General features: G+C 70.0%; 21 protein-coding genes. 8 read left to right on the forward strand and 13 right to left on the reverse strand.

Annotated features, from left to right (window positions below; all coding sequences use genetic code 11):
* Positions 1-5: 5 nt before the first annotated feature.
* Entirely contained in the window at positions 6-443 is a 438-nt protein-coding gene (locus ACWZJV_RS00635) for a hypothetical protein (RefSeq protein WP_457179858.1), read from the reverse strand.
* Positions 444-535: 92 nt separating this feature from the next.
* On the opposite strand from ACWZJV_RS00635, the gene ACWZJV_RS00640 reads away from it, so the two are divergent.
* Both ACWZJV_RS00640 and ACWZJV_RS00645 read left to right on the forward strand, forming a co-directional pair.
* A complete protein-coding gene (locus tag ACWZJV_RS00640) occupies positions 536-1,048 on the forward strand; it encodes a hypothetical protein (RefSeq protein ID WP_457179859.1) in 513 nt (170 codons plus the stop codon).
* 326 nt (positions 1,049-1,374) lie between these two features.
* The gene (locus tag ACWZJV_RS00645) at positions 1,375-1,566 is read left to right on the forward strand and encodes a hypothetical protein (protein ID WP_457179860.1); all 192 of its coding nucleotides are present in this window, start codon (positions 1,375-1,377) and stop codon (positions 1,564-1,566) included.
* A gap of 404 nt (positions 1,567-1,970) precedes the next feature.
* Here the strand turns inward: ACWZJV_RS00645 and ACWZJV_RS00650 are convergent, their stop codons facing one another.
* The 3 genes from ACWZJV_RS00650 to ACWZJV_RS00660 form a co-directional block, all read right to left on the reverse strand.
* Positions 1,971-2,780, reverse strand: a complete 810-nt coding sequence (locus tag ACWZJV_RS00650; RefSeq protein ID WP_457179861.1) for an alpha/beta fold hydrolase — start codon at positions 2,778-2,780, stop codon at positions 1,971-1,973.
* Between the two features lie 170 nt (positions 2,781-2,950).
* Positions 2,951-4,060, reverse strand: coding sequence for an NAD(P)H-dependent flavin oxidoreductase (locus ACWZJV_RS00655; RefSeq protein WP_008360089.1), 1,110 nt, complete (start codon positions 4,058-4,060; stop codon positions 2,951-2,953).
* Complete coding sequence (locus tag ACWZJV_RS00660; protein ID WP_008360090.1) at positions 4,057-5,700, reverse strand: acyl-CoA synthetase; 1,644 nt, start codon at positions 5,698-5,700, stop codon at positions 4,057-4,059. The genes ACWZJV_RS00655 and ACWZJV_RS00660 overlap by 4 nt, the downstream gene beginning before the upstream one ends.
* A gap of 47 nt (positions 5,701-5,747) precedes the next feature.
* Between ACWZJV_RS00660 and ACWZJV_RS00665 the strand changes: the two genes are divergently transcribed.
* Both ACWZJV_RS00665 and ACWZJV_RS00670 read left to right on the forward strand, forming a co-directional pair.
* Complete coding sequence (locus ACWZJV_RS00665) at positions 5,748-6,554, forward strand: crotonase/enoyl-CoA hydratase family protein (RefSeq protein ID WP_008360091.1); 807 nt, start codon at positions 5,748-5,750, stop codon at positions 6,552-6,554.
* 170 nt (positions 6,555-6,724) lie between these two features.
* The gene (locus ACWZJV_RS00670; protein ID WP_008360092.1) at positions 6,725-7,312 is read left to right on the forward strand and encodes a dihydrofolate reductase family protein; all 588 of its coding nucleotides are present in this window, start codon (positions 6,725-6,727) and stop codon (positions 7,310-7,312) included.
* Positions 7,313-7,318: 6 nt separating this feature from the next.
* Here ACWZJV_RS00670 and fadD8 read toward each other — a convergent pair whose 3' ends face one another.
* From fadD8 to ACWZJV_RS00695, 5 genes are all read right to left on the reverse strand, one after another.
* Positions 7,319-8,896 (reverse strand): fatty-acid--CoA ligase FadD8, encoded by a 1,578-nt coding sequence (gene fadD8, locus ACWZJV_RS00675; protein WP_040755503.1) that lies wholly within the window; start codon positions 8,894-8,896, stop codon positions 7,319-7,321.
* A gap of 62 nt (positions 8,897-8,958) precedes the next feature.
* On the reverse strand, positions 8,959-9,675 hold the full coding sequence (locus ACWZJV_RS00680; protein ID WP_008360094.1) for a PaaI family thioesterase: 717 nt from the start codon (positions 9,673-9,675) through the stop codon (positions 8,959-8,961).
* Positions 9,676-9,689: 14 nt separating this feature from the next.
* Positions 9,690-10,913, reverse strand: a complete 1,224-nt coding sequence (locus ACWZJV_RS00685; protein ID WP_457179862.1) for an NADH:flavin oxidoreductase — start codon at positions 10,911-10,913, stop codon at positions 9,690-9,692.
* The gene (locus ACWZJV_RS00690; protein WP_457179863.1) at positions 10,910-11,767 is read right to left on the reverse strand and encodes an SDR family oxidoreductase; all 858 of its coding nucleotides are present in this window, start codon (positions 11,765-11,767) and stop codon (positions 10,910-10,912) included. The genes ACWZJV_RS00685 and ACWZJV_RS00690 overlap by 4 nt, the downstream gene beginning before the upstream one ends.
* A gap of 31 nt (positions 11,768-11,798) precedes the next feature.
* Positions 11,799-12,842, reverse strand: a complete 1,044-nt coding sequence (locus ACWZJV_RS00695) for an LLM class F420-dependent oxidoreductase (RefSeq protein ID WP_457179864.1) — start codon at positions 12,840-12,842, stop codon at positions 11,799-11,801.
* A gap of 90 nt (positions 12,843-12,932) precedes the next feature.
* On the opposite strand from ACWZJV_RS00695, the gene ACWZJV_RS00700 reads away from it, so the two are divergent.
* Genes ACWZJV_RS00700 through ACWZJV_RS00710 form a run of 3 tightly spaced genes read left to right on the forward strand, consistent with a single transcriptional unit; the run spans position 12,933 to position 16,136 of the window.
* Positions 12,933-13,886 carry a Zn-ribbon domain-containing OB-fold protein gene (locus ACWZJV_RS00700; protein WP_457179865.1) on the forward strand — a complete coding sequence of 318 codons (954 nt, stop codon included), beginning with the start codon at positions 12,933-12,935 and terminating at the stop codon, positions 13,884-13,886.
* A gap of 19 nt (positions 13,887-13,905) precedes the next feature.
* Complete coding sequence (locus ACWZJV_RS00705; RefSeq protein ID WP_457179866.1) at positions 13,906-14,976, forward strand: thiolase domain-containing protein; 1,071 nt, start codon at positions 13,906-13,908, stop codon at positions 14,974-14,976.
* On the forward strand, positions 14,973-16,136 hold the full coding sequence (locus ACWZJV_RS00710) for a thiolase domain-containing protein (protein WP_457179867.1): 1,164 nt from the start codon (positions 14,973-14,975) through the stop codon (positions 16,134-16,136). The genes ACWZJV_RS00705 and ACWZJV_RS00710 overlap by 4 nt, the downstream gene beginning before the upstream one ends.
* Positions 16,137-16,230: 94 nt before the next feature.
* Here the strand turns inward: ACWZJV_RS00710 and ACWZJV_RS00715 are convergent, their stop codons facing one another.
* Positions 16,231-17,286, reverse strand: a complete 1,056-nt coding sequence (locus ACWZJV_RS00715) for an oxygenase MpaB family protein (protein WP_457179868.1) — start codon at positions 17,284-17,286, stop codon at positions 16,231-16,233.
* A 22-nt stretch (positions 17,287-17,308) separates the two neighbouring features.
* Complete coding sequence (locus ACWZJV_RS00720) at positions 17,309-19,042, reverse strand: acyl-CoA dehydrogenase family protein (RefSeq protein WP_457179869.1); 1,734 nt, start codon at positions 19,040-19,042, stop codon at positions 17,309-17,311.
* A 100-nt stretch (positions 19,043-19,142) separates the two neighbouring features.
* On the opposite strand from ACWZJV_RS00720, the gene ACWZJV_RS00725 reads away from it, so the two are divergent.
* Positions 19,143-19,781, forward strand: a complete 639-nt coding sequence (locus tag ACWZJV_RS00725) for a TetR/AcrR family transcriptional regulator (RefSeq protein ID WP_457179870.1) — start codon at positions 19,143-19,145, stop codon at positions 19,779-19,781.
* Between the two features lie 8 nt (positions 19,782-19,789).
* Here ACWZJV_RS00725 and ACWZJV_RS00730 read toward each other — a convergent pair whose 3' ends face one another.
* Both ACWZJV_RS00730 and ACWZJV_RS00735 read right to left on the reverse strand, forming a co-directional pair.
* The gene (locus tag ACWZJV_RS00730; RefSeq protein ID WP_457179871.1) at positions 19,790-20,884 is read right to left on the reverse strand and encodes an MlaD family protein; all 1,095 of its coding nucleotides are present in this window, start codon (positions 20,882-20,884) and stop codon (positions 19,790-19,792) included.
* On the reverse strand, positions 20,884-21,942 hold the full coding sequence (locus ACWZJV_RS00735) for an MCE family protein (protein WP_457179872.1): 1,059 nt from the start codon (positions 21,940-21,942) through the stop codon (positions 20,884-20,886). Before ACWZJV_RS00735 ends, ACWZJV_RS00730 begins: the two co-directional genes overlap by 1 nt.
* Positions 21,943-21,949: the final 7 nt, after the last annotated feature.

A 21,949-nucleotide genomic window follows, 5' to 3' on the forward strand; every position in this document is an offset into this window, starting at 1 on the left:
CAGCGTCAGCCTCCGACGCACTCGTCGTTGTCGCCGCCGGAGTAGCAGGGCGGGGCGCCGTAGCCGTCCTGGTCGCGTTCCGGCTCCGGCAGGTCGACCGCCCCGGGGATGTAGCAGAGCACGAGGATCGCGGCTCCGCCGACGACCAGCAGCGCCTGCCAGACCGTCCCGAGAACTCGACGGCGGCGGTTGAGCAGGTGGGTCACCACACCTGCCACCAGGGCGACGGCCAGGATCGTGCCCCAGACCCGATATGCCGCCACGTTCGCAGGCAGCACCTTCGGCTGGTCGCCGAAGAAGACCAGGTAGACGTCCAGCCAGTTGGACACCAGGTTCCCGAGCGCGACGATGGCCACGCCCGATGCCAGCACGGTGGCGACCCCGGCCCAGGGCACTCGCCTGACGCGACGCGGCGTCAGGATCGGTCGGTCGAAAGCGAGCATGCGACGAGTCTTGCGGACCTGGAGCGCGGCGTGATGAGCCTGCGTACTCAACTGCTTGACCTTCAGGCCGGTCGAAGCCTCAGGCTCGCGACATGACTGCAACGCCCGCTGTTGATCCGACGATGGATGCCATCACCGCCGCCGTGACACTCGGCCGCGAGGGTGACGTGACCAGGGCACGGGACGACCTGCTCGCGATCTGGGCCGACCTCGGGGTGCTCGGAGACCCGCTCCACCGATGCACGCTCGCCCACTATCTCGCCGACCTCTACACGGACGCGGCCGTGGCGCTGATCTGGGACGTACGTGCCCTCGACGCCGCCGACGCCCTCACCGACGAACGGGCGCAGGAGCACGAGGCGAGCCTGCAGGTCGCAGGCTTCTACCCGAGCCTGCATCTCAACATCGCCGACAACCTCCGTCGGCTGGGCGCCTTCACAGCGGCCGCCGAGCACATCGGCGTGGCGGAGGAACGTGCAGCGGCTCTTCCAGGCGGACCGTACGGGCAGATGATCCTTACGGCGATCCGCGGTGTCGGCGAAGCGATCACGGCTCGCGACACCGCACCCCGGCCGACGTCGCCGACCGTCGGCGGGACCGAGTAGGGACGGCTGCGGCGAGCCAGACCGATGCCGCTCCCTCGACCGCCGCGATAGCCGGCCAGAACCACCACGGGTCAGAACCCGGCAGCGGCTGGCCGATCCCGAGGAAACCGGCCACGGCGAGCGGCAGCGCGACCAGGGCAGTTAGCAAGGCACACCAAACCAGATGCTCCGAGTGCCAGACCCATCGCCCACGAAGCCGTGGCTTACTAGCGTTGGCAGAACGTCTCGACTAGACTTGGATTGAACTTAGGAAACCCTTTGGTGCGGGTGCCAGAAGACGCTTCTGACGAAACCCCTCCACCACAATGTCGCGAAAGGGCGAAATTGTGCAGAGTTTCCTGGGTGTTGTCGTCTTCGTGGTGGTCCTGGCGACGTATCGCTGGCTCGTCTACGAGACGTTGCGTCCGGAAGATCGGCTTCCTGCCCTGAAACTACACGTGCAGGCGGCCGTTCTCATCGGCGCCGTGAGTGGGGGCGCGCCATTGATGAGAGCCGCAGTTGCGATGTTCGGCAATTGATCGGCCAATGTCCGATGAATTTGGAAGGTATGGACGAAGGTTACGAGGGACCGGCGACCAGGCTTACGTGGCTCGCTTCCTGATCTACCACTCATTAGTGCGTCACACCGTTTGCAGATCGAAGTGATTAGAGAGGTCGCGCGTCGAGAAGGTGACCATCTCGGTGACCCCGCCGCGGTTGGCTGGGTACTTTCCGAGCCCTGTACTTCATCATTGCTGGCAACCTCCGTCGGTTCGGCGCCGTTCGAGTACCTCGACGGGTCGGACGTGCTCGACGGCCCTACCTGCGGAGGCGTACCGCGACCCGATCCGGTCAGCGATGCGGGGTGACGACGCCGAGATCACTGCGCGCAACATGACATCGTGGGCGACCTCATCGAGCTTCGGCGAAGCAGAGAGACGCGTCAGGCTGCCTTAGCGATGGTCCTGAGGATCGCCGCGGCTGCGGCCTCGGGCGCCTTGGTGGGGATCCAGTGGCTGACGCCCGTGAGCTCGATGAACTCGTAGGGGCCGGTGACGGAGTTCTCGTTGCCCTCCAGCGCGGTGCGGCCGATGGCGACGTCGCGGTCGCTCCAGAGCATGGTCGTCGGGACCGAGACCCGGCCGACGCGCGGGGCCAGGAAGAGGGCGCGGTACCAGCCGAGCCCGCCCGGGAGCGCGCCGTAGTCGACGATCTCCTCACGGAAGCGCTCGACGTCCGCGTCGGTCCAGCCGCTCCCCCGCATCATCCGCTCCATCCGGCCGTCGCGCCCGGAGACCAGCTCGGGAAGGAAGGGGATGTTGAAGTAGGCCATGTAGGCCGACTTGCGCCGCTGCGGACCCTTCATGGAGCGCGCGAACGGGACCGACATCGCGGTCCAGCTGCGCACCAGGTCGGGCCGTTTGGCCGCCACTCCCCAGCCGACCGCACTCCCCCAGTCGTGACCGGCCAGGTGGACCGGACGCCCGATCTCGTCGATCAGCGCCACCACGTCCTCGACGAGCTCGCCGGCGCCGTAGCCCAGGCGCGTACGCGGCCGGGCGCCGGGCGAGTAGCCGCGCTGGTCCGGGGCGAGCGTGCGGAAGCCGGCCTCGTGCAGGATCGGCGACACCTCGCGCCAGCAGGTCGCCCGCTCCGGGAAGCCGTGCAGGAGCACGACCGGGTCGCCGTCGGCGGGGCCCGAGTCGATCACGTCGAAGGTGAGTCCGTCACGTACGTAGCTCGAGATCGTCACGCGCCCATCCTGTCAGTCGCTCTCCGCTCCGAGGCGGGCTCGGGTGTGCGGTAGCGGCGCCGGCGACCAAGCTGTGCGATAGTGCGCGGCTGCAAAGTCGGCCATCGAGCAGGCGCGAAAGAGGCGCCGGCTCGATTCTCGGAGCCGGCGCCTCTCGTGGTCTTGCGGGTCTAGCCTTCGGCGATCGCGTCCAGGCGCTTGACCGTCGCCTCGAACTCGGCGATCAGGTCGGCCATGACCTCGGCGACCGTACGCACCTCGTTCATCCGGCCGACGATCTGCCCGACCGGCATCGCGACGACGTCGGGATCCCCGGCCGCGTTGATGCGGTTGTGGGCGTCGGAGACGAGCAGGTTCTGCAGCGGCATCGGCAGCGGCGTGGGCGAGCCCTCGGCCTCCCAGGCGTCGGTCCACTTCGACTTCAGCAGCCGGGCCGGCTTACCGGTGTAGATCCGCATCCGCCGGGTGTCGGCCGAGGTCGCGCGGGTGAAGGCGGTCTCCCAGCCGGCGTGGGTGTTGAGGTTGCGGTACTCCGACGTCCCGAGCCAGATGGAGCCCGTCCAGACGCCCTGCGCGCCGAGCGCCAGCGAGGCGGCGATCTGCCGGCCCGACCCGATCCCGCCGGCCCCCAGCACCGGTACGTCGGGCCCGACCGCATCGACGATGTCCGGCTGGAGCACCATCGAGGCGATCTCGCCGGTGTGCCCACCGGCCTCGTAGCCCTGGGCGACGATGATGTCGACGCCGTTGGAGACGTGGGAGACCGCGTGCTTCGGGGCGCCCGCGAGCGCGGCCACCTTGATCCCGTGCTCGTGCGCCTTCTCGATCACGTCGTTGGGCGGGGTGCCGAGCGCGTTGGCGATCAGCACCGGCCGGTGCTGCAGCGCGACGTCGACGTGCGAGCGGGCGGTGGAGTGCAACCAGCCGAGCACCCCCTCGCGCCCCTCCCCCTCCGGCAGCGGCGGCACGCCCAGCGAGAGCAGGGTCTTGTCGACCCACTCGGTGTGCTCCGCCGGGATGTAGGCGGACAGGTCGGTCGAGGTGCCCTCGGTCGGCACCTTCATCGGCATGACCACGTCGACGCCGTACGGCTTGCCGTCGGTGTTCTCGTCCATCCAGGTGAGGGTGCGGTCGAGCTCCTCGGCGTCGTTGAAGCGTACGCAGCCCAGCACGCCCAGCCCGCCGGCCTTGGAGACCTCCGCGGCCACGTGCTCCGAGGGGGTGAAGGCGACGATCGGGTAGTCGATCCCGAATGCCTCGCACAATGGCGTACGGATCATGCTGTTGCTCCTTCGGAGTCCTGCTCGGTCGCTTGGCTGGCCAGGGCGATCTCCTTGGCCTTGGGGTACTGGGCCTTGCCGGTGGCGTTGCGGGGCACCTCGTCGACGATGGTCAGCGCTCGAGGCAGCTTGTAGCCGGACAGGTGCGCCCGCAGGAACGTACGCAGCCCCTCGAGCTCGATCGTCGCGCCCGGTCGCGGCTCGACGACCGCGGCCACCGCCTGGCCGTAGCGCTCGTCCGGGATGCCGACGACGAGGGTGTCGTAGACGTCGGGGTGTGCCTTGATGGCCGCCTCGACCTCCTCGGGGTAGACCTTCTCGCCACCGGTGTTGATGCAGTTCGAGCCCCGGCCCAGCAGCGTGAGGCGGTTGCCCTCCTCGATCCGGGCGTTGTCGCCCGGGATCGCGTAGCGCTCGCCGTCGATCTCGACGAACGTCTTCGCCGACTTCTCGGGGTCCTTGTAGTAGCCGACCGGCACGTGACCCTTGCGGGCCGTGCGGCCGATCTTGCCGACGTCCTTGGCGAGGTCGAGCGGGTGGCCGTCGTCGCCGATGACGGCGGTGTGCGCACCAGCGGTGACCACCGGCCCGTCGGTCGAGAGCGCGGAGGCGTCCTGCAGGCCGGTGCCCTGGAAGCCGGTCTCGGTGGAGCCGATCGAGTCGGTGAAGACGGCGTTCGGGAACGCCTTCATCCAGCGCTCCTTGACCGACTTGGAGAAGATCGCGGCGCTGGAGGCGATCGCGAACAGCGACTGGCCGTCGAAGCCGCCGGCCTCGTACGCGTCGATGAGCGGCACCGCCATCGCATCACCGGTCATGAACATCATCTGGACCTTCTCGCGGTCGACGATCTCCCAGGTGCGTACCGGGTCGAACTTCGGCTCGAGGATCGTGACCTGGCCGGCGAAGAGATGCATGAGGAGCGACGCCTGGGCGCCGCCGTGCATCAGCGGGCTGAGCGGGAGGGTGATGAGCCCGTCGCCCGCGGCCTGCTTGGACTGGTCGTACTCCTCCAGCGGCGCGCCCGTCATGAAGTCGATGCCGCCACCGAGCACGCGCCAGAAGTCCTCGTGGCGCCACATCACGCCCTTGGGGAACCCGGTGGTGCCGCCGGTGTAGATGACGTGGATGTCGTCGGGGCTACGCTCGCCGAAGTCGCGGGCGTCGGACTGGCCGGCCTGCGCCTCCTCCAGGGTGACGCCGCCGAACGGGCTCAGGTCGGAGTCGTCGCCGGGCTCGAGCGGATCAGGCACCGCGACGAACGTCTTCAGCGCCTCCAGCTTGGGGGCGACCTCGGCGACCAGCGGCGCGTAGACGCGGTCGTGGACGAGGGCCTTGAGGTCGGCGTTCTCGAAGAGGTACTCCAGCTCACCGGCCACGTAGCGATAGTTCACGTTGATGGCGACGGCACGGATCTTGAGGATCGCGAGCAGGGCGATGACGTGCTCGACGGAGTTCTTGGAGTAGAGCCCGACGTGATCGCCCTTCCCGATCCCCTGGGCGGCCAGGTAGTGGGCCAGTTTGTTGGACTCACGCTCGAGCTCGGCGTAGGTCACTTTGCGGTCGCCGACTTGGACCGACACCTTCTCGGGCGCGGCGTCGACGGCGTGTTCGAAGAGGTCAGCAAGGTTCAGCGCCATGACTGCGAGACTAGAACACGTTTCAGTTTTCCGCTAGGGTCGATGTTATGCCGATCACAGAATCTTCTGCCGAGACGCCGCACGCGATCGTCGAGCAGGACGGCCACAAGCTCATCGTCACGATGAACCGGCCCGAGCGCCGCAACGCGCTCTCCTCCGAGATGCTGCGGATCATGGAGGACGCCTGGGACCGGGTGAACTCCGACCCTGAGATCCGGGTCTGCATCCTGACCGGCGCCGGTGGCTACTTCTGCGCCGGGATGGACCTGAAGGCGGCCGACGAGAAGCCGCCCTCGGAGTCCTTCGAGGAGGGCTTCGACCCGACGGTGCTCAAGGGCCTACTCAAAGGCTTCCGGCTCACCAAGCCGCTGATCGCCGCGGTCGAGGGACCCGCCATCGCCGGCGGCACCGAGATCCTGCAGGGCACCGACATCCGGGTGGCCGGCGAGTCGGCGAAGTTCGGCGTCGCCGAGGCCCGCTGGTCGCTCTACCCGATGGGTGGATCCGCGGTGCGCCTCCCCCGCCAGATCCCCTACACGGTCGCCGCCGAGCTGCTCCTGACCGGACGTACGTTGAAGGCCCCCGAGGCCAAGGAGCTCGGCCTGATCGGCCATGTCGTCCCCGACGGCACCGCCCTGGCGAAGGCCCACGAGCTCGCCGACATGATCGCCGCCAACGGCCCGCTCGCGGTCCAGGCCATCCTCCGCACCATGCGCGACTCCGAGGGGAAGCACGAGGACGAGTGCTGGGCCGACGACGCCAAGGTCGGCGCCGCCGTCTTCGCCTCCGAGGACGCCAAGGAAGGCCCCAAGGCCTTCCTGGAGAAGCGCAAGCCCGAGTTCAGGGGACGCTGAGCCGGGCTCAGGCCCGGTCCCTCCGGACGTACGCCGCCCCCGGCAGCATCCGGGGAAGCACGGCCGATCACGACAAACGCCGAGCGCTTCGTGTCGGATCGGCACGATCCTGATCGTGGCGTGGGTGAGCGTCGCCGCCGGCGACGCACGACCGACCACAGGAGGATCCCATGTCCGAGACCCCACGCACCGCACGCACGCCCGTCCGTCTGACCATGTCCATGACCCTCGACGGATTCGTCACCGGCCCCGACGACCGCCCGGGCCAAGGTCTCGGGCGGGGCGGCGGGCGGATCTTCGACTGGCTCGACGACCGTCACGACGCCGGCGTGAACGGCGACGTGTTCCGCGAGTACCTCGCGACGGGCGCGCTGATCTCGGGGCGACGTACCTATGAGCTCGCCGACCGCTGGGGCGGCGACCACCACGACGGCGTGCCCATCCACGTGCTCACCCATCATCCCGACGACGTCCCGCCAGGCAGCGTCCGCTACTTCACCGATGTCGACCGGTGCGCCGACGAGGCCCGTGCGGCGGCCCAAGACAAGGCCGTCATGGTCCACGGTGCTGGCGTCGCCCAGGCACTCCTCGCGGCCGGCCAGCTCGACGAGATCGAGATCCATCTGGTGCCGGTGCTCCTCGGCGCCGGACGGCGGCTCTTCCCCGACGACGGCGTCGGTCCGGTCGAGCTCGAGCTGGTCCGGCGGCTCGAGGGGCGTGGGGTGACGCACCTCCGCTACCTGGTGCGCTACCCCTGAGACACCTCAGCCCGAGAAGCGGGCCCGCAGCGCCTTCTTGTCGGGCTTGCCGAGGGCGGTCATCGGGATCGCGTCGACCTCGATGACCGACTTCGGCGCCTGGACCGAGCCCTTCCGCTCCTTGACCAGGGCCTGGATCTCGGCGACGACGTCGTCGGTGAGGGCTGCGCCGGGACGTACGACGACGACAGCGGTCACGGCCTCGCCGAACTTCTCGTGGGGGGTGCCGATGACGGCGACCTGGGCGACGGCCGGATGGGTCGCGATGACGTCCTCGACCTCGCGCGGGAAGACGTTGAACCCGCCGGTGACGATCATGTCCTTGGTGCGGTCGACGATGTACCAGAAGCCGTCCTCGTCCTCGCGGGCGACGTCGCCGGTGTGCATCCAGCCGTCTTTGAATGTCTCCGCGGTGACCTCCGGGAGCTGCCAGTAGCCACCGGAGAGCAGCGGGCCGGCGACGCAGATCTCGCCCGGCTCGCCGGGTGCGACCGGGGTGCCGTCGGGACCGATCAGGGCGGTGCGGACCAGCGCGGAGGGGCGGCCGCAGGAGGTGAGGCGGTGAGTCAGCGGCGCACCGGAGGCGTCGACGTGGTCGGTCTTCGCGAAGTAGGTGATCGCCATCGGCGCCTCGGACTGGCCGTAGTACTGCGCGAAGATCGGCCCGAACCGCTCGATCGCCTCGGCCAGGCGCACCGGGTTGATCGCGGAGGCGCCGTAGTAGACGGTCTCGAGCGAGGACAGGTCGCGGGTCCGGGAGTCGGGGTGGTCCAGGAGCGCGTAGAGCATCGTCGGCACCACCATGAGCGAGGAGATGCGCTCGCGCTCGATGGTCGCGAGCACCTCGGCCGGGTCGAACTTCGGCAGTACGAACAGGGTGCCGCCCTTGATCACGACCGGCACGAAGAAGGCGGCACCGGCGTGCGAGAGCGGCGTGCACATCAGGAAGCGGGGCGCCTCGGGCCACTCCCACTCGGAGAGCTGCACCTGGGTCATCGTCGCGAACGACCCGGCCAGCCCGATCACGCCCTTCGGCTTGCCGGTCGTCCCGCCCGTGTAGGTGATCGAGGTGACGTGGTCGGGCGGCAGCAGCCGCGCGGTCAACGGCTCGACCGGATAGGTCGCCGCGGCGGCGACCAGGTCGACCCCGACCTCGGCGAGCTGGGGCGGCACCGGCCCGATGGTCAGCACCTGCTTGAGGCCCGGGCACAGCTCGAGCAGCTCGACCGCCCGGTCGGCGAAGTAGGGGTCGATGACGATGCCGGTGATCCCGGCGTCGTTGATCACGTACGCCTGGTCCTCCGCGCTGCCCAGCGGGTGCAGCGAGGTGCGCTGGAATCCCTGGGTCTGGCCGGCGCCGAGGATGAAGAGCACCTCGGGACGGTTGAGCGCGAGCAGCGCGGTCGCGGAGCCGGTGCCGGCCCCGAGGGCCTCGAACGCCTGGACGTACTGGCTGATCCGCGCCGCCACCTCCGCCCCGGTCAGACTCACGTCTCCGAGATGGATGATCGGACGATGCTTGTGGCGCTCCAGCGCCGAGACCATCAGATGACCGTTGTGGGGACCGATGCGGCTGGTATCCATGTGCCGCACCCTACCGTGAAACTAGAACGTGTTCTAGCCCCTGGATCGAGGGCGGCAAGGCCTCAGGCGTCGCCGACGTGCTCCCGGTCGGCCTCGTCGACCGGCTGACGCGCCCACCGGGGCAGGATGAAGATCCCCTCGGCCTCCACGCACAAGATCGGCTCGGAGCCGTCGTCCGGCCGGGTCAGCAGTCGACCGCGCACGATCGCCTTCACGCCCTCGGTCGACTCGATCCGTGCCTCGCCGCGGAGCGGACCCAGCGGGGTGCCGTGCCGGTAGACGATCGTCAGGGTCCCGGTCATCCCGGGCCGGCCGCCCGCGGAGGCGGCCTCGCCGAGCAGCTGGTCCAGGATCAGCGCGGACACACCACCGTGGACCAGCCCCGGCGGACCTTCGTACGCCGGGCCGAGCTCGAAGTCGGCCCAGACGTCCTCACCGTCACGCTGCACCGCCAGCGGCGGGGCGAAGGCGTTCCCCTTCCCGACCACCGGGTTGCCGTAGTTGCGGAACCCGCCATCCGCCCCGAACCGGACCCCATGCGGGCCGGGCAGCGCCTCGGCCAGCAGCTCCTCGGTCAGCGCCTCCACCCGGCGGCGTACGTCGTCGAGGACCGCATCCGGGACCTGGGTGCGTACGACGGCGTCGACGAGCCCGCGGACCGAGTCGGTCAACGGGACCAGGGCGGCCTCGCGTTCCTTGATCTCGGCCTCGGTCATGTCGTCGTGGACGTATCCCGCGGGAGCCTGCGGGTGGTGAGCGCGTCCGTAGTGCATCGACATCTGGGTCCTCGCGTTCAGGATGGGGGCAGCAGGAGGGGATGAGCCTCACCGTAGACGTGCTCGGTGTCGAGGTGGCAGTGGGTCCCCGGGTAGATGGTCGACATGCACAGGTTGCAGTGGATGCATCGCGACTCGGTCGTGGGATCGGCCCGCAGGCGGTTGACCAGATCGGGCTCGCGCAGCAGCGCGCGGGCCATCGCGACGTACTCGAAGCCTTCGTCCATCGCCGTCCGCATCCCGGCCAGGTCGGTGACCCCGCCGAGGAGCACGAGCGGCATCGTGAGCGCGCGGCGGAACTCGCGGGCGGTGTCGAGGAAGTAGAGCGGCTTGTAGGGGTACTCCTTGAAGAAGCCCTTCCCCACCATCCGCATGCCCAACCTGATCACCGGGTGCAGCGGCATGTTGGCGGCCATCTCGCGGTAGGGCGCGTCGCCTCGGAAGAGGTACATCGGGTTCATGAACGAGGAGCCGCCGGTGAGCTCGAGCGCGTCGAGATGACCGTCGGCCTCCAGCAGCCGCGCGAACTCCACCGACTCCGGCAGGTCGAACCCGCCGCGGTAACCGTCGCGCATGTTCATCTTGGCGAGCACGGCGACCTGGCCGCCGACCGCCTCTCGGACGGCGGCGAGGATGCGGCGCGGGAAGGAGGCCCGGTTGACGAGCGACCCACCGACCTCGTCGGTGCGAGGGTTGAGACGCGGACTGAGGAACGAGCTGGGCAGGTAGTTGTGGCCGAGGTGGACCTCGATCGCGTCGAACCCGGTCTCCACGGCCATCCGAGCCGCGGCGCCGTGCTGCTCGACGACCCGGGCGAGGTCGGCCGCGGTCGCGGCGCGGTTGAACGCCATCCCGAGCGCGTTGAACGACCGCGCGGGCGCCAGCGAAGGGGCGCCGTTGGACTTCGCGTTGGCCACCGGGCCGGCGTGGCCGATCTGGGCCGACACCTTCGCTCCGGTCTTGTGGATCTCCTCGGTCAACCTGGTCAGGCCGGGCAGGGCCTCGGGCCGCCAGTAGATGCAGTCGGCATGCGTACGTCCCTCCGGGGCCACCGCGAGATAGGCGACCGTGGTCATCCCGACACCGCCCTCGGCGACGGCGAGGTGGTAGTCGATCAGCCGGTCCGAGACGAGCGCGCCCGGCGAGGCACCCTCGAAGGTCGCCGCCTTGATCACCCGGTTTCGCAGCGTCACCGGTCCCAGCGCCGCGGGCGCGAGCGGATCGGTCGTGGCGTCGGTCATGGATGGGTCTTTCGGAACTCGCGCATCCTGCGCAGATAGCCCCGCAGCCGCCGGCCGGGCACGGGACGTGGCCAGTCGTCGGCCCGGAACCAGGCGTCGCTGCCGCCGTCGACCACGACGACGCTGCCGACCATGAAGTCCGCGGCCGGGCTCAGCATGTGGATCACCCAGTCGGCGAGCAGCCCCGGGTCACCGTAGCCGCCCGCGGGGACCGGGAAGGACCTGATCGCCTTCGCCTCCGACGGCGTCGCCAGCTGCCTCTCCAGCAGCGGTGTCAGCACCGCGCCCGGCGCGATCGCGTTGAGCCGGATCCCGGCGCCGACCCATTCCGGCTCGACCGCGCGCCGCCGCACCCATCGGGTCACGGCGACCTTCGAGCCGCCGTAGGCCATCGCCGGCGCGCCCTTCCCGAAGATCCGGTACGCCTTCACCGCCCGCTCCGCGTCGCCCGCGAGCAGCGCGGCGACCGCCCGGCCCGGGACGAGCGGCATCGTCGTGGTGGAGTTGCTGGAGAAGACCACGACCTTGGCGTTCCCGGCGGCCGCCAGCGCCTCGCGCCACCCCTCCAGGAGCTCGACGACGCCGAAGTAGTTCACCTGGGTGATCAGGGCTGGCCGTTCGCGCCCCGGCGCCGGGCCGAGGCCGGCCGCGAGGACGGCGCCGTCGAGCCGGCCGCCGACCGCCGCCAGCACCTTCTCGACGGCATCGCGCCGGCCCTGCGCCGTCGACAGGTCGGCGACCACGTCGGCGTCGCGCAGATCGACGGTCACGACCCGGTGTCCGGCGTCGAGGAGCCGTTCGACCACCGCGGCGCCCATGCCCGAGGCCGACCCGGTGACGGCGTAGACCGCCATCAGCGGACCGCCCCAAAGACACGCGCCGCCGTCACCCGAGCACCTCGGCGATGCGGTGGACGTCGGCGGCCGAGCCGAGGCTCAGCAGCAGCGTGGTCACACCGGTCTCCTCCCACTGGGCCACCTTGTCGCGTACCTCGGCCTCGGTGCCGATGATGTGCAGATCGTCGACGAGCTCGTCGGGGATGAGCGCGGTCGCCTTCTCCTTCTCGCCGGTCAGGTAGAGGGCCTGGACCTGGCCGGCGAGCTCGGCGTAGCCCATCCGCTCGAAGACCTGGTTGTGGAAGTTCTGCTCCTTGGCGCCCATGCCGCCCATGTAGAGGGCCGCGAACGGCTTCATCGCCTCGAGCGCGGCCTTCTTCTCCTCGGCGTCGGCGACGATCTGGAGGTGGCAGGTCGCGGCGATCTCGAAGTCGTCGGCGGTGCGCCGCGCGCCGGGACGGGCGAAGCCCTCGGCCAGCCAGTCTGCGTACATCGGCGCGGATCTGGGCGTGTAGAAGATCGGGATCCAGCCGTCGGCGATCTCCGCGGTCTGGGCGACGTTCTTGGGGCCCTCCGCGCCGAGCCAGATCGGGATGTCGGCGCGCAGCGGGTGCACGATCGGCTTGAGCGGCTTGCCGAGCCCGACCGACCCTTCCCCGGTGAACGGGAGTGGATAGTGGGGACCGGAATTCGTCACCGGCGCCTCCCGGGCGAGCACCTTGCGGATGATCGAGACGACCTCGCGGGTGCGGGCCAGCGGCTTGCCGAACGGCTGGCCGTACCACCCCTCGACCACCTGCGGGCCGCTCACCCCGAGCCCGAGGACGAACCGGCCACCGGAGAGATGGTCGAGCGTCAGCGCGTGCATCGCGATCGAGGTCGGCGTACGTCCGGACATCTGCACGATCGAGGTGCCGAGGCGGACCCGAGAGGTCTCCCGGCCCCACCAGGCCAGCGGCGTGAACGCGTCGCTCCCCCACGCCTCGGCGGTGAAGATCGCGTCGAACCCGGCCTCTTCCGCGGCGGCGACGAGCTCGCCGACCCCGCTCGGCGGCTGTGCTCCCCAGTAGCCCAGCTGTAGCCCCAGCTTCACTCTCATCGACTCCTTCGTCCGCAGGCTCCGTAGCCGTTCGGCAGGGCGTACGGGTTGTGGCCAATACTAGAACGTGTTTCACTTTCTACCATGAGTCGCACTCTTCAGGCACCCGTGACGGTGGCCTTCGACTACACCAGATCCACAGGGCCGGTGATCGGCCGCTTCCTCACCGGGCTGAGGGACGCCACCATCGTCGGTGGACGCCTCGGTGACGGTCGAGTGGCCGTCCCACCACCCGAGTACGACCCGGTCACCTACCGGGCCGTGACCGAGTTCGTCGAGCTCCCCGACACCGGCACGGTCACCTCGTGGACCTGGGTCAGCGAGCCCGTCGCCGGCCAGCCGTTCGAGAAGCCGTTCGCGTACGCGCTGATCACGATCGACGGCGCCGACACCCCGTGGCTGCACGCGGTCGAGGTCGCCTCCCCCGACGACATCGAGACCGGGATGCGGGTCCGCGCGCGCTGGGCCGAGGAACGCACCGGGGCGGTCACCGACCTGGTCTTCGTGGCCGACGACGGCAACGCCGCTGAGGCGGGTACGCCGGCGGGAGGCACCGAGGATGTCAGCCTGATCGTCACCCCGGTCAGCCTCGACTACCGCTACGCGGCCTCCCCGGAGGAGTCCTCGTTCTTCCGCGGCCTGGCGGAGGGCCGGATCGTGGGCCAGCGGTGCCCGAAGTGCCGGAAGGTCTACGTCCCGCCGCGCGGCGCGTGCCCGACCGACGGCGTGCCGACCTCGGAGGAGATCGAGCTCTCGGACGTCGGGACCGTGACCACGTTCTGCGTCGTCAACGTGCCGTTCCTGGGACAGCGGATCAAGCCGCCGTACGTCTCCGCGTACGTCCTCCTCGACGGCGCCGACATCGCGCTGCAGCACCTGATCCTGGAGGTCCCGGCCGAGGAGGTCCGGATGGGGATGCGGGTCAAGGCGGTGTGGAAGCCGCGCGAGGAGTGGGGCACCAGCATCGAGAACATCAGCCACTTCGCGCCGACCGGTGAGCCGGACGCGGACTTCGACAGCTACAAGCACCACCTCTAGGCCCGGGAGAGAGGACCGTATGAGAGACGTTGCCGTCGTCGGGTTCGCCCAGCGACAGATGAAGGACTTCGACGGATCGCCGAGCATGGCCGAGCTGCTCGTGCCGATCCTGGCCGAGTGCTACGACCAGACCGGATGGGGCAGATCGGACATCGGGTTCTGGTGCTCCGGCTCCTCGGACTACCTGGCCGGCCGCTCGTTCTCGTTCGTGAGCGCGATCGACGCGATCGGGGTGCTGCCGCCGGTCAACGAGTCGCACGTGGAGATGGACGCCGCCTGGGCGCTCTACGAGGCCTGGGTGAAGATCCAGACCGGCGAGGTGGACACCGCTCTGGTCTTCGGGTTCGGCAAGGCGTCGGCGGGCGTGCTGCGCCGGACGCTGACGCTGCAGCTCGACCCCTACACGATGACGCCGTTGTGGCCCGACACCGTGTCCCTGGCCGCGCTGCAGGCGCGCCTCGGGCTCGACGCCGAGCTCTGGGACGAGGCCGCGATGGCCGAGATCGTCAACCGGTCCCTGACCGACGCCGAGAAGAACGAGTACGCCGTCCGGGCCGGAGGCTCCTCGGTGAGCGAGCTGCTCGCCCGGCCGATGTTCGCCGACCCGCTGCGCAAGCACGACTGTGCGCCGGTGACCGACGGCGCGGCCGCGATCGTGCTCGCCGCCGGCGACCGGGCCTACGAGGCCAACCAGCGTCCCGCCTGGATCACCGGGATCGCGCACAGCTCCGACGGCCTCCACCTCGGCACCCGCGACCTGACCGTCTCGGGCTCGGCGCAGCGGGCTGCGGCCGCCGTGGGCGGCACCGCCGGCGTCCAGGTCGCCGAGCTGCACGCGCCGTTCAGCCACCAGGAGATCGTCCTGCGCTCCGCGCTCGGGCTGGGTGGTGACGTACAGGTCAGTCCTTCGGGTGGGGCGCTCGCCGCCAACCCGATGTTCAGCGCCGGGGCGATCCGGATCGGCGAGGCCGCCAAGCACATCTGGGACGGCAGCGCCGACAAGGTGCTCGGCCACGCGACCAGCGGGCCGGCACTGCAGCAGAACCTCGTGTGCGTGATGGAAGCCCAGGAGAACGGGAGAGGCAAGTGAGCAAGGTTCCCGCGGCCGTGATCGGGATCGGCCAGACCCACCACCGCGCCAAGCGCGAGGACGTCTCGATGGCCGGGCTCTGCCGCGAGGCGATGGACCGGGCCCTCGAGGACGCCGGGCTGACCCTCGACGAGGTCGACGCCATCGTCATCGGCAAGGCGCCGGACCTGTTCGAGGGCGTGATGATGCCCGAGCTCTACCTCGCCGAGGCGCTCGGCGCGGCCGGCAAGCCGCTGCTGCGGGTGCACACCGCCGGCTCGGTCGGCGGCTCGACCGCGATCGTGGCCTCCTCGCTGGTGCAGGCAGGTGTCCACAAGAAGGTGCTCACCGTCGCCTTCGAGAAGCAGTCGGAGTCCAACGCGATGTGGGCACTGTCGGTGCCGATCCCGTTCGTGATGCCGGTCCACGCCGGTGCCGGCGGCTACTTCGCCCCGCACGTACGCTCCTACATCCGCCGCGCGAACGCGCCCTCGCACATCGGCGCCATCGTCGCGGCCAAGGACCGCAACAACGCGCTCAAGAACCCCTACGCGCACCTGCACAACGAGGGCACCACCGTCGAGTCGGTGCTGGCCTCGCAGATGCTGTGGGATCCGATCCACTACGACGAGACCTGCCCCTCCTCCGACGGCGCCTGCGCGATGGTGATCGCCTCGGAGGACGTCGCCAAGACGTACGAGGCACCCGCCTGGATCCACGGCACCGCGATGCGCTCGGAGCCCACCTCGGCCGCCGAGCGCGACCAGGTCAACCCGCAGGCCGGCCGCGAGGCCGCGGCGGCGCTGTGGAAGGCGACCGGGATCACCGACCCGGCCCGCGAGATCGACTGCGCCGAGATCTACGTGCCGTTCGCCTGGTTCGAGCCGATGTGGCTCGAGAACCTCGGCTTCGCGCCGGAGGGCGAGGGGTGGAAGCTCAGCGAGGCCGGCGAGACCGCCATCGGCGGGAGCCTGCCGGTCAACATGAGCGGCGGCGTGCTCTCCTCCAACCCCATCGGCGCCTCCGGGATGCTCCGCTTCGCCGAGGCCGCCCTGCAGGTCAGGGGCCGGGCCGGCGAGCACCAGGTCGACGGGGCGCGCCGGGCGCTCGGGCACGCCTACGGCGGCGGGTCGCAGTTCTTCTCGATGTGGGTCGTGGGGTCCGAGCAGCCGGCGAACTAGCCCCTGCCTCGGCCAACAGCGAAACGCCTGGCTCCCGGTCGGTCACCTGTCGTGACAGACCGGGAGCCACCGGCGACAGCGATCTGGCAGGCGTTCAGCCGAGAGTCCCCAGGATGGGCTGGGACTCGATCAGGCCCTCGTCGCTGGGTGCCTGACGGTCGTCGAAGACACGTGCCCGCTGGCGCGCGCGCAGCTCGAGATGCGCCTGGGCCGGCTTGACGTACCCGTAGCGTTCTCGCGCCTCGGCGGGCGTGAGCACGACCGGGTGCACGGGCGGGACACCGCGCCAGACGGGCTCCATGATCGGCAGGACCTTCGGTGCGAGGATGCCGAGGATCCACCGCTGCAGCGTGCGACTCCGGTGGGCGGGCGCCAGCATCGCCCTCATGATCGCGATCACCACCATGTCCGTCACCCGTGACTGCCGGATGTCGGCGAGCCGACGCATGTGTCGCGGCAGGGTGGCGATCGTCGCCCTGCAGACCAACGCGTTCGCGATCGGCCGGGCCAGACCCAGCAAACCCTTGCAGGGAAGGATCGCGTTGGTGCCGTTCAGCAGGTGGTGCATCATCCGCTGGGTGGCCTCGCTCGCCGCGAGCCTGGGACGCCACTCCTCGAAGTACGCACGCACCGCCTCGCGGGTGCGCGGAACCGCGCGCGGGTCGCAGGTCTGGAACTCCGCGGCGATCGCGCACTCGGCCCAGAACTGCTCGACCTCGGCGTCCGAGAGCCTGCCGGGCCCGAACGTCTCGTAGGCGGTGAGGACCGAGTGCCAGCCCGTGATCAGGATCCAGAGCTGGGAGTCGGGGTCGTTGGCGTCGTACCGATTGCCGCTGACCGGCTCGTTGCCGATCGCCTTGGAGTGGATCTTGACCAGCACGTCGGCCATCTTCGCGACGGTCCGGCTGTCCGCGAACGCCACCGCGGCGAAGTACTGGACCGTCCTGGCGTAGCGCGTGTCGAGCCGGTCGTAGTTCGCACCGGTGTTGTGCACGGCGGCGAGGAGGTTGGGATCGAGCTCCTCGATCGTCACCGCTCGTACGATGCCCATCAGCGGGACGGCAGGGTGGCCCCAGACCTTCTGGGTGATGGAGTCCGGGCCGAAGAAACCGTAATCCTCGTGCGGCGTGATCTCGCGCGTCTTCCTCATCGCTTACTCCTCCTCGGTCGGTTCACGGGTTCATCGCGTAGGTGCCGGCGGTGGCGCGGGCCTCCGCCCACACCCGGGCGGTGCGCTCGGCGTCGAAGGCAGGACGGCGCTGGATGGCGTCGGCGGCCCTGGCCTGCGCGTCGGTCAGCGACGGCTTGCGCGTCAGGGTCAGGGCTTGGGCGGAGACGTCTCCGACCATGACCTCGAAGATGCTCTCGACCAGGTCGTCGCCGACGCCCCAGATCGTCGCCTGCTGCAGGATGAGGTCACCGTAGGCGACCGTGGTGAAGATGTCGCCGACGACCAGGAGCAGGTCCAGGTCGCGCATCTGGGCCTTGGACAGCGGCGTCGTGACGAGCAGCGCCTGGAAGGCGTCGACCTGCTCGAGCAGCAGCCTCACGTTCGGCAGGTGGGCCCATGCGGCGTACACCGCACGCCAGTCGTGGAAGGCCACCGTGCCGAGCCCCTGGGCCGGACCCTGGCGGAAGAGGAAGGTGTCGTCCACGGGATCGCGCCGCCGCGGCGGCAGGGCGGCCAGGCTCGGATCGGTAGGGCTGAAGAGATAGCTCAGCAGGAACTTCAGCGCCAGCGCCATGTTGACGTGGACCGTGCCCTCGAGCCGGGGCAGGCCCATCATGGCGACCGCGCCGACCGGGTAGTACATGTCGTTCTCGAAGCCCCGGGCCGCGATGCAGTCGGCGATCAGGTCGTAGACCTTCGCACCCTGGCGGCTCACGGTCATCTTCTCGATCGCGTCGAAGAGCAGATAGCGGCGGTCGTCGACGCTGCCGGAGCGCATGTAGTCGATGGCTCGCTCGCCGAACAGCTCCATCGCGGCGAGCCGAACCCAGCTCTCGATTAACAGCGCCCGGACCTGCGGGAAGTCGGTGACCTTGGTGTCGAAGAGAACGCGGCCGTCGGCATGGGCGATGCCCTCGTGCCAGACATGCTGCACCGCTCCGAGCGACCCGAAGCCGATGTTGAACTTGCCGACGTTGACGGTGTTGATGGCGGCGTCGAACGCCTCGGAGCCGACATGGATGATGTCCTCCTCGCGGATCGGATAGTCCTCGAGGTCGAAGGCCGCGACGTACATCTGCGAGTTCACGACGTTCTTGCGAAGCTTGTACGCCTCATGCCGGCTGTCGACGACGAAGAAGACGTAGCCGTCCTGGGTCTTGGGCCCGGTCGGGAGCCCCTCGACGCGACCGAAGACCGACACCATGCCGGCCTTGTTGCCGTTGCCGATGTAGTACTTGCCGCCGTTGGCCAGGTAGCCGCCGTTGCCGTCAGGGGTCAGGACCATGTCGGTGGTGTAGACGTCCGCACCGTGCTCGCGCTCCGAGAGACCGAAGGCGAAGATCGCGCCGTCGTCGAGGAGGCCCGCGGCCCGGCGCTTCACCAGCTCGTTGCCGGACTGCCAGATCGGACCGAGGCCGAGGATCGTGACCTGCCAGACGTACCAGTAGGACATCCCGTAGAAGCCGAGGATCTGGCTGTACATGGCGATGCGGGCCTCGTCCCAGCGCTTGTTCGGGTCGCCGTCGGCCTGGGCCGCCGGGGTCAGCAGCGTCGCGAAGACCTTCTCCCGCTGCTGGAAGGCGAGGAACTCGTCGTACCAGACGCGGTCGCGGTCCTGCTGGAGCAGCCACTCCTTGCCCTTGCCCTCGAAGAAGTCGATCGTCGCCTCGAAGATGCGGCGGGTCTCGTCGTCGAACTCGTCGAGGTCGGGCTTGTGCGGGTTGAACAGCGGCATGTGAGCACTCCATGGTGAGGGGACTCCGTCACATTAATACACTCGTGTAGGAATTTGCTACACTTATGTAGGAACTTTCCTGATCACCTAGGATCGCCTCATGCCACCGTCGACAACCGGTCAAGCGCAGCGCGCCCGTGCCCCTCATCTGGGTCCGGAGCGCAGGCGGCCCCACGTGCTCGACGCCGCCCGGGCGATCGCGGTGGCCGACGGCATCGGCGCCGTGACCATCGGCTCGGTCGCAGCGGCCATGGGCGTGACCCGGCCCGTCGTCTACGCCTGCTTCGCGGACCGGGTCGAGCTGGTCGACGCTCTCCTCGACCGGGAGTCGGCCGAGCTCCTCGAGGCGATCCTCACCGCGCTGCACGGCTCCGCCAACCCCGACGATCCGGAGCAGGCGTTCGTCGACGGCTTCCGGGCGCTCCTCGACGCCGCCGCCTCCGCACCCGAGACCTGGCGGTTCGTCTTCTCCGGCGAGCCCGACCCGGTCATCGCGGAGCGCTTCCGCGACGTCAAGGCCCTGGTCCAGACCCGGGCGACCGAGTGGATCAGGCCCGCAATGGAGCGCTGGTGGCAGACGGCCGACCTGGAGCGCAAGCTGCCGGTCCTGATCGATCTCTTCCTGTCGTCCTGCGAGTCGGCGGTGCGCTCGCTCCTCGACACGAGCAACGACTGGGGTCCGGACGACCTCGGCACCTTCATGGGCAAGGCGCTCCACCGCGCGTTCAAGGACGCCTGAGGGTCTGCCTATCCGGTCGAGCCGGGCGCGTTGTCCGCCCCGCGCACGACCCGGTCGGGCGGCGCGGAGCAGTGGCCGTCCTCGTAGAGCGGCTCGGGGGTGGTGTCGGTGGCCGGGTACTTGGGGCCGCCGTAGTCGCACTGGTAGTCGTTCTGCAGGACGAGGCCGCCGTGGATCGCACCGTCGTACATCGCATCCGCCAGCGAGCGGATGGCGTCGGGATACTCGGCCAGCAGCTCACGCAGGTGCGGGTCGCGCACGACGAGGATGTCGGTGAGGGCGGTGGTGCGCTCCAGGGTCGGCGGCAGGGTACGGTCCAGGACGCCGACGAGGCGGACGAGGTCGGCGAACTGCTCGGGGCCGCGGTCGAAGGCACGGCGCAGCTCGGGGTCGGCCTTCTCCAGCTCGGCGGTGAGGAGGGCGAGGTCGTGCGCGGCGGCGCGTACATCGGAGGCGTGCCGGTCGCCGATGCGCAGCAGCGACTCGGAGTTGATCAGGACGCGGGAGATCGTCGGCCGCTCCTCGTCGAGGGTGACCAGCAGGACCTGGCTGCCCTCGACCAGGTCGGCGAGCTCGTCCTCGCGGCCGGCGAAGGTCGTGCGCAGTCCGGTGACCACGGTCCGCAGCTGCTCGGGGTCGACCTGGTCCATCAGCTTCTCGAGACTGACCACCGTGCTGGCCAGCGCGGTGGGCAGGTCCACCGCTTCGGCGCGCACCCGGCTGCCGTCGCGGAGGTAGGGCCCGGAAACAGTGGTCGGCTGGAAGTTGAGGTACTGCTCCCCCACCGGCGAGAGGCTGCGCACCTCGGCCGGGGAGTCCTGCGGGATCCGGACGTCCGGATCCAGCCTGATCCGGGCCTGCGCCGTGCCGTCGATCGTCAGCTCGATCGTCTCCACGACCCCGGCCTTGGCGCCGCGGTAGGTCACCGACGAGCCCTCGTACAGGCCGCCGGTGCGTTCCAGGTCGACGGTGACGGTGGCCGGCCGGGACAGGAGCGGGATCTCGAGGGTGACCAGCAGCAGGTACGCCGTGGCCGCGACGAACACGACCACGGCCGCCCCGAATCCGACGAAGAGGCGCCGGTCCGTCTCGCGCAGCGCCATCAGCCCACCCCTCCGAGCACGGCGCCGTCACCGAGGAGGCCGCCCAGGTCCCAGCCGGGTTGTTGGGGCAGGACCGGTGAATCCAGGAGCGGTGGCAGCGGGTTGAGCGGGTCCTGCGCGACGGAGTCGCCGATGTCGACGCGGAGCTGGATCGGCATGTGGTCGGCGGGGATGACCTCGAGCAGCTCGTTGATCGCCGAGCTGAACGTGTCCAGACCGGGGCCGAGATCGCCGCTGATCCGGCGGACCTGGGCGAGGATCGCCCCGGCGTCGCGGACCACGGCCACCGTGTCGTCGTCCATCCGGTCGAGCACTCCGTTGGCGTCGCGGGAGAGCCTCACCAGCCGGTTGAGCAGCGCGATGATCTGCTCGGTCTGCTGCCGAACGGTGCGCGCGGCCGGCCCGATCGCCGCCAGCGCGTCGGTGATGGTCTCCTTCTCCCGGGCCAGGGTCGCCGAGACGGCGTCGAGCGAGGTGAGCGCCCGGTCGATCTCGGCGGTGGTGCGGTTGGCCTGGGTGAGGAAGGTGGCGCTCCGGTCGAGCACCTGGGCCAGGTCGGTGCCGTCGCCGACGGCCCGGTTGAGCTCGTCGACGATCCGGCCGAGGTCACCGATGCCGCCGCCGTTGATGAGCAGGGACGCCGAGGCGAGCGCGTCCTCGACGGTCGGGGCCGTCGTCGACCGGGCCGGGTCGAGCCGTCCTCCCTCGGGGATCGCCCGGCCGCCCTCGGGGGTGGTCACGTCGACGTAGACCTCGCCGAGCGGGGTGTCGTAGCGCAGCCGCGCCGCGGAGAGGTCGGTGATGCGTACGCCGTCGTCGAGGCTCATCTCGGCCACCGCCGAGTAGCCGTCGGTGGAGAGCGAGACCACCCGGCCGGCGTCGACGCCGTTGACGCTCACCTTCGAGCCGACGCCGAGGTTGAGGGCGTCGTCGAAGACGGCCTCGACCGTGGTCGCGTCGTCGCCGGCTCGGGTGCCGGGCAGCGGCAGCGTACGGGCGTCGATGCCGCACCCGGTCAGCAGCAGACCGGCGACCGCGGCCACCAGGACCCTCCTCATGACCGCC

The sequence above is a fragment of the Nocardioides sp. WG-D5 genome (genome assembly GCF_054031175.1).

What these genes read in the sequence shown, in the direction of transcription:
- ACWZJV_RS00635 (WP_457179858.1), bottom strand. Translation starts at nt 443, where the DNA reads ATGCTCGCTTTCGACCGACCGATCCTGACGCCGCGTCGCGTCAGGCGA.
- ACWZJV_RS00705 (WP_457179866.1), top strand. Translation starts at nt 13,906, where the DNA reads ATGAGAGACGTTGCCGTCGTCGGGTTCGCCCAGCGACAGATGAAGGAC.
- fadD8 (WP_040755503.1), bottom strand. Translation starts at nt 8,896, where the DNA reads ATGGATACCAGCCGCATCGGTCCCCACAACGGTCATCTGATGGTCTCG.
- ACWZJV_RS00720 (WP_457179869.1), bottom strand. Translation starts at nt 19,042, where the DNA reads ATGCCGCTGTTCAACCCGCACAAGCCCGACCTCGACGAGTTCGACGAC.
- ACWZJV_RS00690 (WP_457179863.1), bottom strand. Translation starts at nt 11,767, where the DNA reads ATGGCGGTCTACGCCGTCACCGGGTCGGCCTCGGGCATGGGCGCCGCG.
- ACWZJV_RS00725 (WP_457179870.1), top strand. Translation starts at nt 19,143, where the DNA reads ATGCCACCGTCGACAACCGGTCAAGCGCAGCGCGCCCGTGCCCCTCAT.
- ACWZJV_RS00655 (WP_008360089.1), bottom strand. Translation starts at nt 4,060, where the DNA reads ATGATCCGTACGCCATTGTGCGAGGCATTCGGGATCGACTACCCGATC.
- ACWZJV_RS00670 (WP_008360092.1), top strand. Translation starts at nt 6,725, where the DNA reads ATGTCCGAGACCCCACGCACCGCACGCACGCCCGTCCGTCTGACCATG.
- ACWZJV_RS00640 (WP_457179859.1), top strand. Translation starts at nt 536, where the DNA reads ATGACTGCAACGCCCGCTGTTGATCCGACGATGGATGCCATCACCGCC.
- ACWZJV_RS00735 (WP_457179872.1), bottom strand. Translation starts at nt 21,942, where the DNA reads ATGAGGAGGGTCCTGGTGGCCGCGGTCGCCGGTCTGCTGCTGACCGGG.
- ACWZJV_RS00730 (WP_457179871.1), bottom strand. Translation starts at nt 20,884, where the DNA reads ATGGCGCTGCGCGAGACGGACCGGCGCCTCTTCGTCGGATTCGGGGCG.
- ACWZJV_RS00680 (WP_008360094.1), bottom strand. Translation starts at nt 9,675, where the DNA reads ATGTCGATGCACTACGGACGCGCTCACCACCCGCAGGCTCCCGCGGGA.
- ACWZJV_RS00665 (WP_008360091.1), top strand. Translation starts at nt 5,748, where the DNA reads ATGCCGATCACAGAATCTTCTGCCGAGACGCCGCACGCGATCGTCGAG.
- ACWZJV_RS00685 (WP_457179862.1), bottom strand. Translation starts at nt 10,913, where the DNA reads ATGACCGACGCCACGACCGATCCGCTCGCGCCCGCGGCGCTGGGACCG.
- ACWZJV_RS00700 (WP_457179865.1), top strand. Translation starts at nt 12,933, where the DNA reads ATGAGTCGCACTCTTCAGGCACCCGTGACGGTGGCCTTCGACTACACC.
- ACWZJV_RS00660 (WP_008360090.1), bottom strand. Translation starts at nt 5,700, where the DNA reads ATGGCGCTGAACCTTGCTGACCTCTTCGAACACGCCGTCGACGCCGCG.
- ACWZJV_RS00715 (WP_457179868.1), bottom strand. Translation starts at nt 17,286, where the DNA reads ATGAGGAAGACGCGCGAGATCACGCCGCACGAGGATTACGGTTTCTTC.